Source organism: Paracoccus maritimus, from assembly GCF_025195095.1.
GTDB classification, from domain to species: Bacteria; Pseudomonadota; Alphaproteobacteria; order Rhodobacterales; family Rhodobacteraceae; genus Paracoccus; species Paracoccus maritimus.
The window spans coordinates 209,225-222,415 of the sequence record NZ_JANAVZ010000005.1 but is presented as its reverse complement, the minus strand read 5'-3'; the positions used below and the strand labels follow the sequence as shown (position 1 = coordinate 222,415).

11 protein-coding genes are annotated in these 13,191 nt (G+C 64.3%); 3 read left to right on the top strand and 8 right to left on the bottom strand.

Annotated elements, in window-relative coordinates; genetic code table 11:
• Positions 1–10: 10 nt before the first annotated feature.
• A complete protein-coding gene (locus tag MU516_RS10820) occupies positions 11–1,315 on the top strand; it encodes a pyruvate dehydrogenase complex dihydrolipoamide acetyltransferase (protein ID WP_260277229.1) in 1,305 nt (434 codons plus the stop codon).
• Between the two features lie 83 nt (positions 1,316–1,398).
• Here the strand turns inward: MU516_RS10820 and MU516_RS10815 are convergent, their stop codons facing one another.
• From MU516_RS10815 to MU516_RS10780, 8 genes are all read right to left on the bottom strand, one after another.
• Positions 1,399–1,917, bottom strand: coding sequence for a type 1 glutamine amidotransferase domain-containing protein (locus tag MU516_RS10815; RefSeq protein WP_260277228.1), 519 nt, complete (start codon positions 1,915–1,917; stop codon positions 1,399–1,401).
• Positions 1,918–1,982: 65 nt separating this feature from the next.
• Complete coding sequence (locus MU516_RS10810; RefSeq protein ID WP_260277227.1) at positions 1,983–5,039, bottom strand: efflux RND transporter permease subunit; 3,057 nt, start codon at positions 5,037–5,039, stop codon at positions 1,983–1,985.
• Positions 5,036–6,265 (bottom strand): efflux RND transporter periplasmic adaptor subunit, encoded by a 1,230-nt coding sequence (locus MU516_RS10805; RefSeq protein WP_260277226.1) that lies wholly within the window; start codon positions 6,263–6,265, stop codon positions 5,036–5,038. Before MU516_RS10805 ends, MU516_RS10810 begins: the two co-directional genes overlap by 4 nt.
• A gap of 182 nt (positions 6,266–6,447) precedes the next feature.
• A complete protein-coding gene (locus tag MU516_RS10800) occupies positions 6,448–7,218 on the bottom strand; it encodes a division plane positioning ATPase MipZ (protein WP_260277225.1) in 771 nt (256 codons plus the stop codon).
• A 97-nt stretch (positions 7,219–7,315) separates the two neighbouring features.
• On the bottom strand, positions 7,316–8,215 hold the full coding sequence (locus MU516_RS10795; protein WP_260277224.1) for a DMT family transporter: 900 nt from the start codon (positions 8,213–8,215) through the stop codon (positions 7,316–7,318).
• Positions 8,212–9,141, bottom strand: coding sequence for a DMT family transporter (locus tag MU516_RS10790; RefSeq protein ID WP_260277223.1), 930 nt, complete (start codon positions 9,139–9,141; stop codon positions 8,212–8,214). The genes MU516_RS10795 and MU516_RS10790 overlap by 4 nt, the downstream gene beginning before the upstream one ends.
• The gene (locus MU516_RS10785) at positions 9,138–9,713 is read right to left on the bottom strand and encodes a peroxidase-related enzyme (RefSeq protein ID WP_260277222.1); all 576 of its coding nucleotides are present in this window, start codon (positions 9,711–9,713) and stop codon (positions 9,138–9,140) included. Before MU516_RS10785 ends, MU516_RS10790 begins: the two co-directional genes overlap by 4 nt.
• A 129-nt stretch (positions 9,714–9,842) precedes the next feature.
• The gene (locus MU516_RS10780; protein ID WP_260277221.1) at positions 9,843–10,703 is read right to left on the bottom strand and encodes a LysR family transcriptional regulator; all 861 of its coding nucleotides are present in this window, start codon (positions 10,701–10,703) and stop codon (positions 9,843–9,845) included.
• 104 nt (positions 10,704–10,807) lie between these two features.
• Between MU516_RS10780 and MU516_RS10775 the strand changes: the two genes are divergently transcribed.
• Positions 10,808–11,395, top strand: coding sequence for an FMN-dependent NADH-azoreductase (locus MU516_RS10775; protein ID WP_260277220.1), 588 nt, complete (start codon positions 10,808–10,810; stop codon positions 11,393–11,395).
• 299 nt (positions 11,396–11,694) lie between these two features.
• On the top strand, positions 11,695–13,191 hold the full coding sequence (gene ffh, locus MU516_RS10770; RefSeq protein ID WP_260277219.1) for a signal recognition particle protein: 1,497 nt from the start codon (positions 11,695–11,697) through the stop codon (positions 13,189–13,191).

Below are 13,191 nucleotides of genomic sequence, written 5' to 3'. Positions count from 1 at the left end.
AGCAGCCGAGATGCCGACAGAAATCCTGATGCCCGCGCTGTCTCCGACCATGGAGGAAGGCACGCTGGCCAAATGGCTGGTGAAAGAGGGCGACGAGGTCAAATCCGGCGATATCCTTGCCGAGATCGAGACCGACAAGGCCACGATGGAATTCGAGGCCGTCGACGAGGGCACGGTGGGCAAGATCCTTGTCGAGGAAGGCAGTGCCGGGGTGAAGGTCAACACCCCCATCGCCGTTCTTCTGGAAGAAGGTGAAAGCGCCGATGATATCGGTGACGTATCGAGCCCCAAGGCCGACGCACCGAAAACCGACGCCCCCGCAGAAGCCCCGAAAGAGGCCGAAGCTCAGGCAGCCCCCGCCAAGGCCCCGCCCGCGCCCAATTCCGACAAGGGTGACCGGATCTTCGCGTCACCGCTTGCGCGCAGGATCGCGGCGGAAAAGGGCCTGGATCTTGGCTCGATCAAGGGATCGGGCCCGCGCGGTCGGATCGTCAAGGCCGATGTCGAGGACGCCAAGCCCGGTGCCGCGCCGGCCAAGGCTGATGCGCCGAAAGCCGCGCCTGCCGCCGCCGCCGAAGCCCCCAAGGGCCCATCGGCCGACGCTGTCGCCAAGATCTATGCCGACCGCGAAACGGAAGAGGTGACGTTGGACGGCATGCGCCGCACCATCGCCGCCCGGCTGTCCGAAGCCAAGCAGACCATACCGCATTTCTATCTGCGCCGTTCGGCCAAGCTGGACGAGTTGATGAAGTTCCGCGGCACGCTGAACAAGCAGCTTGAAGGACGCGGCGTGAAGCTGTCGGTGAACGACTTCATCATCAAGGCCTGTGCACTGGCCCTGCAGCAGGTCCCTGACGCCAACGCGGTCTGGGCGGGCGACCGGATCATCAAGCTGAAACCCTCGGATGTCGCGGTAGCCGTGGCGATCGAGGGGGGGCTGTTCACCCCGGTCCTGAAGGACGCCGAGATCAAGACGCTGTCGCGGCTATCGACTGAAATGAAGGATCTGGCGACGCGCGCCAAGACGAAGAAGCTGGCACCGCATGAATACCAGGGTGGCAGCTTCGCGATCAGCAATCTGGGCATGTTCGGAATCGAGAATTTCGACGCCGTGATCAACCCGCCACATGGCGCGATCCTTGCCGTCGGCGCGGGCATCAAGACACCGGTCGTCGAAGGCGACGAGGTGGTGATCCGCAACGTGATGTCGATGACTCTGTCGGTCGATCACCGGGTGATCGACGGTGCGCTTGGCGCCCAGCTTCTGGAAGCCATCGTCAACCATCTGGAAAACCCGATGGGCATGCTGGCCTGACAGGTCTTTTGGACCAGCAAGCAAAAAGGGGCCTTTGGGCCCCTTTTCTTTTGCGTTGATCGAACTCTGTCCGGATGGCCCGATCAGGCAACGGCCTTTTCGATCTCGGCGACGAAGTCATCCAGATCGTCCGGACTGCGGCTTGTGATGATCCCGCGGTCAACGACCACGCTGTCATCGAGGACATCCGCCCCGGCATTGCTGATATCGGTCCGGATCGAGCCATAGCCGGTCATTTTCCGGCCACTGGCCAGCCCCGCCTCAATCAGCAGCCATGGCGCGTGGCAGATGGCGGCGACGGGCTTGTCGGCCTTTGAAAAAGCCTGAATCACCCCGATCGCCTTCTTGTCCTGTCGCAAAGTGTCGGGATTGATGACGCCGCCCGGCAAGACCAGCGCATCGTAATCCGCCGCGGATGCATCCGCGATCGTCATGTCGGCCTGAACGGATTTGCCCCAGCCTTCCTTCCCCCATGCCCGGATCTCTGCCGTCTCGGGCGCGGCGACGTGGACGTTGTGTCCAGCGGCCTTCAAACGCTCCAACGGGACAAACAGTTCGGACTGCTCGAACCCATCGGATGCCATGATGAGGATATTGGCCATCTCGGCCTCCTTTCGGATTGGTATCTGCCCACCCAATGCGTCCCGCGGCAGGCAGGTTCCAAAGCTTACTCGGCCGGTATCTCGCGCGCCTTGTTCAGGCCGATCCGCCTTGCGATCCAGCCGAAGATCCGGTGCTGGCCGCCATGGATGACCGAGAACAGCGAGGGCACGAACAGCAGCGACAGGACGGTGGACAGGACCAGCCCGCCGATCACGGCGATCGCCATCGGCGCCCGGAATTCGCCCCCCTCGCCGGTGGCCATGGCCGACGGCACCATGCCCGCACTCATGGCGATCGTGGTCATCACGATTGGCCGGGCGCGCTTGTGCACCGCGTCAAGGATCGCCTCGCGCTTGGGTGTTCCCGCCGCCATCGATGTCAGGGCGAATTCGACCAGCATGATGGAATTCTTGGTGACGATCCCCATCAGCATCAGGAATCCGATCACCACCGCCATGCTGATCGAATTGCCGGTAATGAACAGCGCCAGGATCGCGCCGCCGATCGCCAGCGGCAGCGACAGCAGGATGGTGACCGGCGTCACGAAGTTATGAAACAGCAGCACCAGAACGACATAGACCAGCATCACCCCCGACCCCATGGCCAGCCCGAACGCCGCGAAAACCTCTCCCATGATCTCGGCATCGCCTGCGGACTGGATACTGGTGCCGGGCGGCATCTGGATCCGGTCCTGCAATTCGGTCACCTGCGCATTCACCGGGCCAAGCAGCGCGCCATCGGCCAGGTTCGCGCTGACCGTCGTCTGATACTGGCGATCATAGCGACCGATCTGGGTCGCACCGGCCGACAGAGTGACATCCGCGACGGTTGCCAAGGGAATCTGCCCGGCAGAGCTTGGCACCCGCAAATTCTGGACCTGCATCAGGTCGTTGCGGGCGGCTTCGTTCAGGCGCACGACGATCGGAAGCTGTTCGTCTCCAGTGTTGAACTTGGCAAGATTGGCTTCGATATCGCCAAGCGTCGCGACCCGCAGCGTTGTGGCCATCGCGCTGGCCGTCACCCCAAGCTGCGCCGCGATGTCGGACTTGGGCAGGATCTGGATCTCGGGTCGCTGCAGGCTGGCCGACGATGTCACGCCCTCCAGCGTGGGCAGTTGCCCCATGGCCGCGGCCAGACGTTCGGCGGCAAGGGCCGCGCCGTCTTCGGTATCGCCCAGCACGTTGATCGTGAAGTCGTTCTCGCCATTCTCGTTCTGGAAATTGATCCGCATGTCCGGCAGATCGGCCAGGCGCTGTTTCAGTTCCGCCTCCAGCGTGAACTGCGACCGTTCCCGTGTCTCCTTGCTGCCATAGTTGATCATGACCCGCGAACGGGTCACGTCCGATCCGTCGCTGTAGGCGAAGACCGATTTCACCTCGGGGGTGTCTTCGATCCGGCGGGTCACGCGGCGGGCGGCGTCCTCGGTCTCAAGGATGGTCGTTCCCGGAGGCATCTCCAGCTCGATCTGGCTGCGACCCACGTCCTGCGCCGGAATGAACTCTGTCGGCAGCAGCGTCGCAGAATAGATCGAGACCGCAAAGATCCCCACACCGCCCAGCAGGGTCAGCCCGCGATGACGCATCGTCCAGCGGCAAACCGCCATCAGGCCGCGCATGACAATTCCGTCCGCGCGCCCCTCGTCATGCACCACGCCGCGCATGAAATAGGCTGACATCATCGGCGTGACGATCCGCGCCACCAGCAGCGAGAACAGCACCGAAACCGCGACCGTCAGGCCGAACTGCTTGAAATACTGCCCGGGAATACCGCCCATGAAACTGACCGGCGCGAACACCGCGACGATCGAAAAGCTGATCGCGATGACCGTCAGACCGATCTCGTTGGCAGCTTCCTCGCTGGCTTCATAGGGCGGCGCACCCATGCCGATATGCCGGACGATGTTCTCGATCTCGACGATGGCATCATCGACAAGAATGCCGGTCACCAGGGTGATCCCCAGCAGACTGATGCCGTTCAGCGTGAAGCCCAGCCACTGCATCACGAAAAAGGTCGGAATGATCGACAGAGGCAGTGCGACGGCGGCGATCAGCGTGGCGCGCCAGTTGCGCAGGAACAGGAACACCACGATCACCGCCAGCGCCGCGCCCTCGTACAGGGTTTCCATCGCGCTGTGATAGCTTGCGGCGGTATAGGTCGTAGAATCGTCGATCAGCGTGATCCGGGTATTGGGATGACGCTGGCGGATCTCCTCCAGCTTGGCCTTGGTGGCGTCGCCCGCCGCCAGATCGGATTCGCCGCTCCCGCGATAGACGCCGAACGCGACCACCGGCTGGCCGTCCAGCAATGCAAAGCTGCGTTCGTCGCTGGCGCCGTCTATGACGTCACCCAGCTGGTCCAGACGGATCGTGCGTCCTTCGGCAATGGAGATGGGACTGGCAGCAAGCTGGGCGACGGTGTCGGCCGATCCCAGGGTGCGGATCGAATACTCGGTGCCGGCCAGGTCACCGCGGCCGCCGCCCAGGTCGATATTCTTGGCGCGCAGCTGGTCCGAGACATCGGCAGCGGTCAGACCATGCGCCAGCAGGCGGTCAGGGTTCAGTTCGACCTTGATCTGCCGCTCGGCCCCGCCGATCCGGGTCGTCCGGGCGACGCCATCCACGTTGGACAATTCCCGGCCGATCACGTCATCGACGAACTTCGACAGCGCCTCGATCGACTGCGTCGGGTCGCTGACCGCATAGGTCAGGATCGGAAACCCGGTCACATCGACCCGCTGAACGATCGGTTCGCTGATACTGTCGGGCAATTCGGCCCGCACGTTCGAGACCGCGTCCTTGACATCGTTCACGGCCCGGTCGCTGTCGGTTTCAAGTTCGAACTCGACGGTGATGCTGGCACTGCTGTCCGTCGCGGTCGAGGTGATATGGCGGACCCCCGTGACCGACGCGATGCTGTCCTCGACCGGCTGGATCACCTGGCTTGTCAGTTCGGCCGGCGCGGCACCGGGTTGTTCGATACTGACACTGACGATCGGCAGGTCGATGTTCGGCATGGCGGTCACCGGCAGCCGGCTGAAGCTGAAAAGCCCCACCACGACCAGAACCAGGAACAGCGCGATGGGCGGAACCGGGTGCCGGATCGACCAGGTGGACATGTTCATGGCTGGCGTCCCCCCTCGGCAGCCGGGTCGGCCAGGCTGGCGGATTCACTTGCAGGTTCAGGCTGTCCGTCGGACGATTCCGCGGGCACGGCGCTGACCTGATCGCCATTGCGGAAGAAGGCCCCGGATCGCGCAATCACCTGTTCGCCGTCGCGAAGACCCGACAGGATTTCGCGCTTGCCGTCCCACAGCAGCCCGGCACGGACCTGACGCGTCTCGACGACACCGTCCCTGACCACCTGAACCCGCTGCCCTCCCGCATCCGACAGCACCGCCGTCGCCGGAACCGCGACGGCGTCGCGGCGTGCGGTGATGATCCAGCCGCTGGCGAACAGCCCGGTCCTCAGACCCGGATGCGGTTCAAGCGAAACACGCATCAGGCCAAGCCGCGTGACCGGATCAACCGATGCCGGGATCAGTCGTACCGAACCGCCGATATCCCCCAGCCCCGCAACATTTATCTCGGCAGGGTCGCCGATCGACAGGCTGCGCAAGGCGGTCTCGATCACCTCGGCCTCCATTTCGACGGATCCGTTGGCGATCATCATGAACAACGGCTCGGCCGAGCCGCCCGACAGCGCGCCAAGTTCGGCGTTGCGCCCAACGACCAGACCCGCGACCGGGGCCGCGATTTCCGCCCGATCAAGGTTCAGCCGGGCAATCCGGCGTGCGGCCTCGGCCTGGGCCAGCGCGGCCTGCGCCAACGCCAGACCATCGCCTGCCGACGCGGCGCTTGCCCGCGCATTGGCTTCGGCGGCGACCGCCTGATCCAAAGCGGCCTGCGACGCATTGCCGCCCTGACGCAGCCGCTGCGCCCGCTCTAACGAGGTTCTAGCCTGCGTCAGCGACGCCTCCGCACTGTCGATATTGCTGCGGGCCTGGCTGACACCGGCCTCGGCGCGCTGATATTCGGCCTCGGCCTGCGCCAACTGCGCTGACAGCGTGTCGGTGGCCAGTCGCGCCAGCACCTGCCCCTTTTCGACCGTGTCCCCGGCCTCGGCGAGGATCTCGGTGATCTCGTAGCCGCTGACGCGCGGATAGACCTGCACCTGCTGACGGGCGACCAGTGTGCCCGAAACCGGCACGCGGGCCTGCATCTCGGTCGTGACGGCAGATGCGACCGTAACCGTCGGAATGCTGCGCTGAACCGCCTCGTCGCTTTCCTGCGACAAGGCGGAACCGGCCATGGCGGCCACGGCAAGAAGCGTGAACAAGATGTTTCGCATCGGAGCTTTCCCTGCCTGCGGTTCCTGACCGATCATTCAGACGCCGCGCCCCGCGTCAATCTGCGACACGGCGGCACGGGCATCGTCTTCACCCGACCGTTACCGTTTCGGGCGCATCCACGTGCACCGACAGCTTTGTAACCAGTGCCGGGCGCGATGCTGGGTGCTATCGTGCGACAGGATCAGAAACTGACCTCGACACCCGGCAGCTTCAGTTCGTTTATCAGATCGCGCAGTTCCTGACGCGCGGCGATATTCGACATCGACAGCTGTTCCGTCCCGATATCCTTCAGATCCAGCAGGGTCAGCCCGCGCGGGAACAATTCGCGAAAGATCACCCGTTCGGAAAACCCCGGCGCGACGCGAAAACCGATCCGCTTCGACAGCGTGGCCAGCGCACCGCCGACCTTGCGCTTGTTGTGCATCGCCTGTGTTCCCAGACGGTTGCGCAGCACCAGCCAGTCGATCGGTCCGGCCCCCGCCTCGGCGCGCATCTGCCGTGCCGCCCAGACCATCTCGGCATAGATCGACGGACCCAGAACCCTGCCCTCGGGCGTCAGTCGCGCCAACAGGTCGAAATCCACGAAACTGTCGTTCATCGGCGTCAGCAGCGTATCGGCGACCGTATGCGCCATCTGGCTGAGCTGGGTGTGCGAGCCCGGACAATCCAGCAGGATGAAATCGCATGATGCATCAAGTTCGGTCAGTGCCGGGGTCAGGGGATCGTTGCCCTGACCCAACTGCCCAATTACCGGAATCGGCAGGTCCAGTCCTTCTCGCTTGACGAAGGCGGCGCGATTCTCAAGGTAACGGCCGAAACTGCGCTGACGCACATCCAGATCCAGCCCGCCCACGCGATGGCCCATCCGTGCCAGCGCCGTGGCGACGTGCATCGAGGTCGTGGACTTGCCCGAACCACCCTTTTCGTTGCCCACAACGATGATATGCGCCACCGCCCGCCTCGTTCCTGCCCCAGATATCGGGCGGACCCTAACGAGTGCGTGAGGTGATGAAAAGCGGCTGTTTTCAGACCTGCGCGCAGGCTGGCGTTCAGCCTTCCTCTCCCTTCAGAAGCAACGCCAGCGCGAAAAGCGTCATGGCGATACCGGGAAGAATGACCGGGCCGGGCAGGCCCGTGCCGAACGCGGCTTCCAGAACGATGACCCATACCGGGGTCAGATAGGTATAGGCCATCACCTTCGCCGCCGGCAGCCGCAAGGTCGCGAACTGCACCAGCACGAAAGTCACTGAACTGGCAAAGACCGAAACATAGATCAGAGTGATCCAGACGATCGGGGGCAGATTGCCCCAGTCCGTGCCGAGGATCGCCGGAGCCCCCCAGATCAGCAGCAGGATCGCCCCCGCGACCAGCGTCCCCAGCGAAAAGACCAGCGGCGTTTCCCCGCGATTCAGCTTGCGCACAAGCGGCGTGTAGAACGCATGCGCCGCACAGCCGACCAGATAGATCGCCTCGCCGCGTCCGAATTGCAGGCGGGCCATCGCCGCCATATCGCCGCGAAAGATGACCCATAACGCCCCCAGCCCGCCCAGGATCAGTGCCCCGGCGATGCGCAGTGTCAGACGTTGCCGCATCAGCAGCCAACCGAAGCCCGCGGCCATCAGCGGGGTCAGGGTGAAGACGGCAGCGGCGCTGACAGGCAGCGCCGTCTTCAGCCCTTGGAACATCAGCACGAAATAGCTGGCGAACACGGCGCCCAGAAGAAGATAGCGCCACGGCGCGCGACACGCGCGACGCGGCACGCCGCGCCCGGCCAGCACGACACCACCGATCACCCCCGCCGCGATCACGAAGCGCGCGGCGTTAATCGCGGCCGGATCTATCAGGTTCGCCGCCCGCGATCCCAGCGAGAACGAGCCCGCCACAAGCCCCGAGAACAACAGCATCGCGGCGTGGCCGCGCAATCCTTCGCGGCGTGCGGCCAACGTCATGCGCGCCCGCCCAGCAAACGCCCGTCGATCAGGGCAAGGCCGGCGCCGATCAGCCCGATTCCGATCACATGCGCCAGCCCCAGGGTTTCGCGAAGAAACAGCCAACCCAGAAGGATCGCCGAGACCGGGACCAGGAACGTGACCAGCGAAATGTTGGTGGCCCCGGCGCGCGCCAGCACCCGGAAATACAGCACATAGGCCAATCCCGTGCAGATCACCCCCAGCACCCCCACAGCCAGCCATGCCTGCCCCGGCGCGGCCGCGGGCCAGCCGTCGAACACCAGCGCGCAGGGCAGCAGGATCAAGCTGGATCCGGTCACCATGCCGGCGGCTGTCACCACGGGATCGACGCCCATGGTCCGGAATCGCCGCCCGAAGACGCTGGCGAACGCATACGAGATCGCAGCGCCCAGCACCGCCAGCTGCGGCCAGACCGCATGTCCGACCCCGGCCAGGCTGTCCAGCCCGATCATCACCGCAACGCCGCCCAAGCCCAGGACGACCCCGGCCAGCTTGCGGATGCTGGCGCGTTCATCGGCAAGAACAAGCCCCGAGACGATCACCGTCCACAGCGGCGTTGTGGCGTTCAGGATCGAGGCAAGACCCGATGGGATCTGCGTCTGCCCGAAGACGATCAGCGAAAACGGCACGGCATTGTTCAGCACGCCCATGATCAGGAACGCAGCCCAGATGCGCGGATCGCGCGGCGCGCGGCGGCCAGTGGCAACCACGATCACCCACAGCACCAGCGCAGCAACAGATACGCGCCCCGCCACGATGGTCAGTACCGGCAATCCGGTCACCGCGATGGCGACAAGAAAAAACGATCCGCCCCAAACCAGCGACAGCAAACCCAGTTGCAGCCAGTCCGCCGCGACCATCCGGGCCGAGATCCCCGCCGGAACGGTCGCCTGTGGCGGCCTCATTCCCGCCCCATCATGTAGAATTGGTCGTTCGGGCGGATATCTGCGGCATTCACCAGCCGGTTCGACATTGCGAAGAACGCCGCGATCGCGGCGATGTCCCAGATCTCGTCTGCATCGAAGCCTGCCTCGCGCAGCGCCAGATGATCGGTATCATCGATCTGCTGCGCGTTCAGCGCGACCTTTTCGGCATATTGCAGCATCGCGCGTTCGCGTGCGCTGATATCGGCCTTGCGCCAGTTGACCGCGATCTGGTCCGCGATACGCGGGTTCCGCGCGCGGATCCGCAGGATCGCACCATGCGCGACGACACAATATTGACACTGGTTCAGGCCGCTTGTGGCGACCACGATCAATTCGCGCTCGGCCTTGGTTAGCCCCTCATCCTTGTCCATCAATGCATCGTGATAGGCAAAGAAGGCGCGGAATTCGGCCGGGCGGTGCGCCAAGGCCAGAAAGATGTTCGGCACGAAACCGGACTTCTCGGACACTTTGGCAATTGCCTGCCGGATGTCCTCGGGCAGGGTCATCGGATCGGGAACGGTAAATCGGCTGATGGGATGGGCGTCGGTCATCGGTTTCTCCTCGGGGCGGAAATCTGCGTCAGACCGCGACAAGATGGAACCCGCCCGGCCCAAGTCTGTGCATGGCAGGATCAGGTCTGCGGCGGGCGCAGGAAACAGGCGTGGCATTCGTCCGCATGATCAGGCCTCGGCCATATCATTTCCTTGAAGCGCCGCCACCGCCGCCTGCACCTTCGATGTGCGGTGCAGATCGACATGGGTGACCAGCCACAGGGACGATTTCCATTCCGGCAGGCACATCACCTCGGTCAACCCGTCGGCGCGGCTGTCCGCCAGGATGCCGATGGCAAGCCCGGCGCGGATGACGGCCTCGCGTGCCTCGGCGTCATTGCTGATCATCACGACATGGGCGGGCGGCACACGATCGGAAAGCCAGCGCATTACAGGGGCGCCATGGCTTTCCGGACCCGGCAGGCAGAACCTGTGCCGTGCGACGTCAGCGACCGGACCATTGGCGTCCAGATAGGCCGGTGCCGCGTAAAGCCGGTGGAAGACCGGTTGCATCGGCCGGATCACATAGTCCGGCTCGGTCGGCTGCGCGCCGGCGCGGATCGCGACATGAGCTTCGCCCGCGTCCAGCCGGAACAGCCGGGCATCGGTCACATAACGCAGCCGCAATCCGTCATGGCGACGTAAAAGCGCGTTCAGGCGGGGCATGACGAACCCGGCCAGTTCCGGCAGCGACGTGACGACAAGTTCGCCCTCGATCCGGTCGCCGGACCCGGCGATCTGCGCGGCCATCTGCGCGAATCGTTCATCCGCCGCGCCGCCTGCAACCAGCAGCGCCTGCCCGGCCTCGGTCAACGCATAGCCGCGCGGGTGGCGCTGAAACAGCCGCGCGCCAAGCTGCGATTCCAGCGCGTCGATGCGTCTGATCACCGTCGCATGATGCACGCCCAATGCCTCGGCCGCGCCGCTGACAGTCCCGGCACGGGCCACCGCAAGCGCGACCCTGATATCGTCCCAGTTTTCCATCGTCATGTGCGCCTCTGCACAGATCCTGCGCGACTATTGCGGTTTCGTTCGAAAACGCAACGCCCTAAGTCTGCCTTACAAGAATATCCCCTCCGCAAAGGACGACCGACATGAACATTCTTCATATCGACAGCGCCATCACGGGCGAGGCATCCGTTTCGCGCAAGCTGACCGCCGACATCGTGGCCCGGCTGAAGGACGCAAATCCGGACGCCAGCGTGACCTATCGCGACCTGAACAAAGGCGTTCCGGCAATCGACACCGACTGGTTCCACGCCGTGCGCTTGGCGCCTGAGGCACCGACAGAAGATCAGAAGCAGCTGATCGAAACCTCGAACGCCTATCTGGCGGACGTGCAGGACGCGGACGTGCTGGTGATCGGGTCGCCGATCTACAACTTCGCGATCACGGCGCAGCTGAAGAACTGGCTTGACCAGATCGCCCGCGCCGGGCTGTCCTTCCGCTATACCGAAGCCGGTCCCGAAGGTCTGCTGACCGGAAAACGCGCCATCATCGCCTATACGTCGGCAGGCACGCCTATCGGGTCCGAGATTGACTTCGCCTCGGGTTATCTTCGTCATATCCTGGGTTTCCTGGGGATCACCGATGTCGAATTCATCGCCGCCGACCGGCTTGCGATGGATCACGATGCCGGGCTGGCGCGCGCGCAAGAGGCCTTGGACCGGATCGCCGCGTGATCATCGCGGGAATGCCGGTCACGGCACCAAGCGGATCGTGACGACACATCCGGCAGGCGCGGCCAGGCTTGCCGCGCCGCCATTCATTGGAGGCGCTTCTTCCGGTTGGATGCCGGTCATGACACTTGAATCCATGATCCATGCCGACGCGCGTTGACTCGCCGCCCGTTTTTCCCTATCAGAACCCGGAATTCCCGGAAGGACGCCCCTTCCGGTCCCCGTATGCTGCGGGGATCGCCCCCCGTCAGCGCGTTGCGCCCACGGGGGCGAAACTGCTTTGGACCTTCAGGAGGCCCGCGATGTTCGAGAATCTGTCCGACCGGCTTGGCGGCGTCTTCGACCGGCTGACCAAGCAGGGTGCGCTGTCCGAGGATGATGTCACCGCCGCCATGCGCGAGGTGCGCGTCGCCCTGCTGGAGGCCGACGTCTCATTGCCGGTGGCACGCAGCTTCGTCAAATCGGTGACGTCCAAGGCAACCGGCGCGGCGGTCACGAAATCGGTCACGCCGGGCCAGCAGGTCGTCAAGATCGTCCATGACGAACTGATCAAGGTTCTGCAGGGCGACGAAGAGCCCGAGGCTCTGCGCATCGATAACCCGCCCGCGCCGATCCTGATGGTCGGCCTGCAGGGTTCGGGCAAGACCACCACAACGGCAAAGTTGGCCAAGCGCCTGAAGGACCGCGAAAAGAAGCGCGTCCTGATGGCCTCGCTGGACACGAACCGTCCGGCGGCCATGGAACAGTTGGCCATCCTGGGCCAGCAGATCGGCGTCGACACCCTGCCGATCGTGCCGGGCCAGACCGCGACCCAGATCGCGCAGCGCGCCAAGCAGCAGGCCAGCCTTGGCGGCTATGACGTCTATATGCTGGACACCGCCGGCCGTCTGCATATCGACCAGGTCCTGATGGACGAGGTTCAGGCGGTCCGCGACATCGCCAACCCGCGCGAGACTTTGCTGGTCGTCGATGGCCTGACGGGTCAGGACGCGGTGAATGTCGCGACCGAATTCGACGGCAAGGTCGGCGTTTCGGGTGTCGTGCTGACCCGGATGGACGGCGACGGGCGCGGTGGTGCCGCCCTGTCGATGCGCGCCGTGACCGGCAAGCCGATCCGCTTCGTCGGTCTTGGCGAAAAGATGGACGCGCTGGAAGGCTTTGACGCGCAGCGAATCGCCGGTCGCATCCTTGGCATGGGCGATATCGTCGCGCTGGTCGAAAAGGCCCAGGAAGTGCTGGAGGTCGAACAGGCCGAACGCATGATGAAGCGGTTCCAGAAGGGTCTGTTCAACATGAACGACCTGAAGGGCCAGCTGGAACAGATGCAGAAGATGGGCGGGATGCAGTCCATCATGGGCATGATGCCGGGCATGCAGAAAATGGCTAAACAGGCCGAGGCCGCGGGCATGGATGACAGCGCAATCCGTCGTCAGGTCGCGCTGATCAATTCCATGACCAAGAAGGAACGCGCCAATCCCGCGATCCTGCAGGCCAGCCGCAAGAAACGCATCGCAGCCGGTGCCGGCATGGATGTGGCCGAACTGAACCGACTGCTGAAGATGCAGCGGCAGATGGCCGACACGATGAAGAAGCTGGGCAAGATGGGCAAGGGCGGCATGCTGAAGCAGGCCATGCGCGCCATGACCGGCAAGGGCGGCGGCCTGCCTGACATGGACAACATGGACCCGTCGAAGATGGCCGAGGCGACAAAGATGCTGCAGGACCCCAAGGGGCTGGGCGGCGATCTGTCCAAGGCCGGGCTGCCTGGTGGCCTTTCAGGCATGTTCGGCAAGAAATAA

What these genes read in the sequence shown, in the direction of transcription:
- MU516_RS10820 (WP_260277229.1), top strand. Translation starts at nt 11, where the DNA reads ATGCCGACAGAAATCCTGATGCCCGCGCTGTCTCCGACCATGGAGGAA.
- MU516_RS10785 (WP_260277222.1), bottom strand. Translation starts at nt 9,713, where the DNA reads ATGACCGACGCCCATCCCATCAGCCGATTTACCGTTCCCGATCCGATG.
- MU516_RS10810 (WP_260277227.1), bottom strand. Translation starts at nt 5,039, where the DNA reads ATGAACATGTCCACCTGGTCGATCCGGCACCCGGTTCCGCCCATCGCG.
- MU516_RS10795 (WP_260277224.1), bottom strand. Translation starts at nt 8,215, where the DNA reads ATGACGTTGGCCGCACGCCGCGAAGGATTGCGCGGCCACGCCGCGATG.
- ffh (WP_260277219.1), top strand. Translation starts at nt 11,695, where the DNA reads ATGTTCGAGAATCTGTCCGACCGGCTTGGCGGCGTCTTCGACCGGCTG.
- MU516_RS10780 (WP_260277221.1), bottom strand. Translation starts at nt 10,703, where the DNA reads ATGACGATGGAAAACTGGGACGATATCAGGGTCGCGCTTGCGGTGGCC.
- MU516_RS10790 (WP_260277223.1), bottom strand. Translation starts at nt 9,141, where the DNA reads ATGAGGCCGCCACAGGCGACCGTTCCGGCGGGGATCTCGGCCCGGATG.
- MU516_RS10815 (WP_260277228.1), bottom strand. Translation starts at nt 1,917, where the DNA reads ATGGCCAATATCCTCATCATGGCATCCGATGGGTTCGAGCAGTCCGAA.
- MU516_RS10805 (WP_260277226.1), bottom strand. Translation starts at nt 6,265, where the DNA reads ATGCGAAACATCTTGTTCACGCTTCTTGCCGTGGCCGCCATGGCCGGT.
- MU516_RS10775 (WP_260277220.1), top strand. Translation starts at nt 10,808, where the DNA reads ATGAACATTCTTCATATCGACAGCGCCATCACGGGCGAGGCATCCGTT.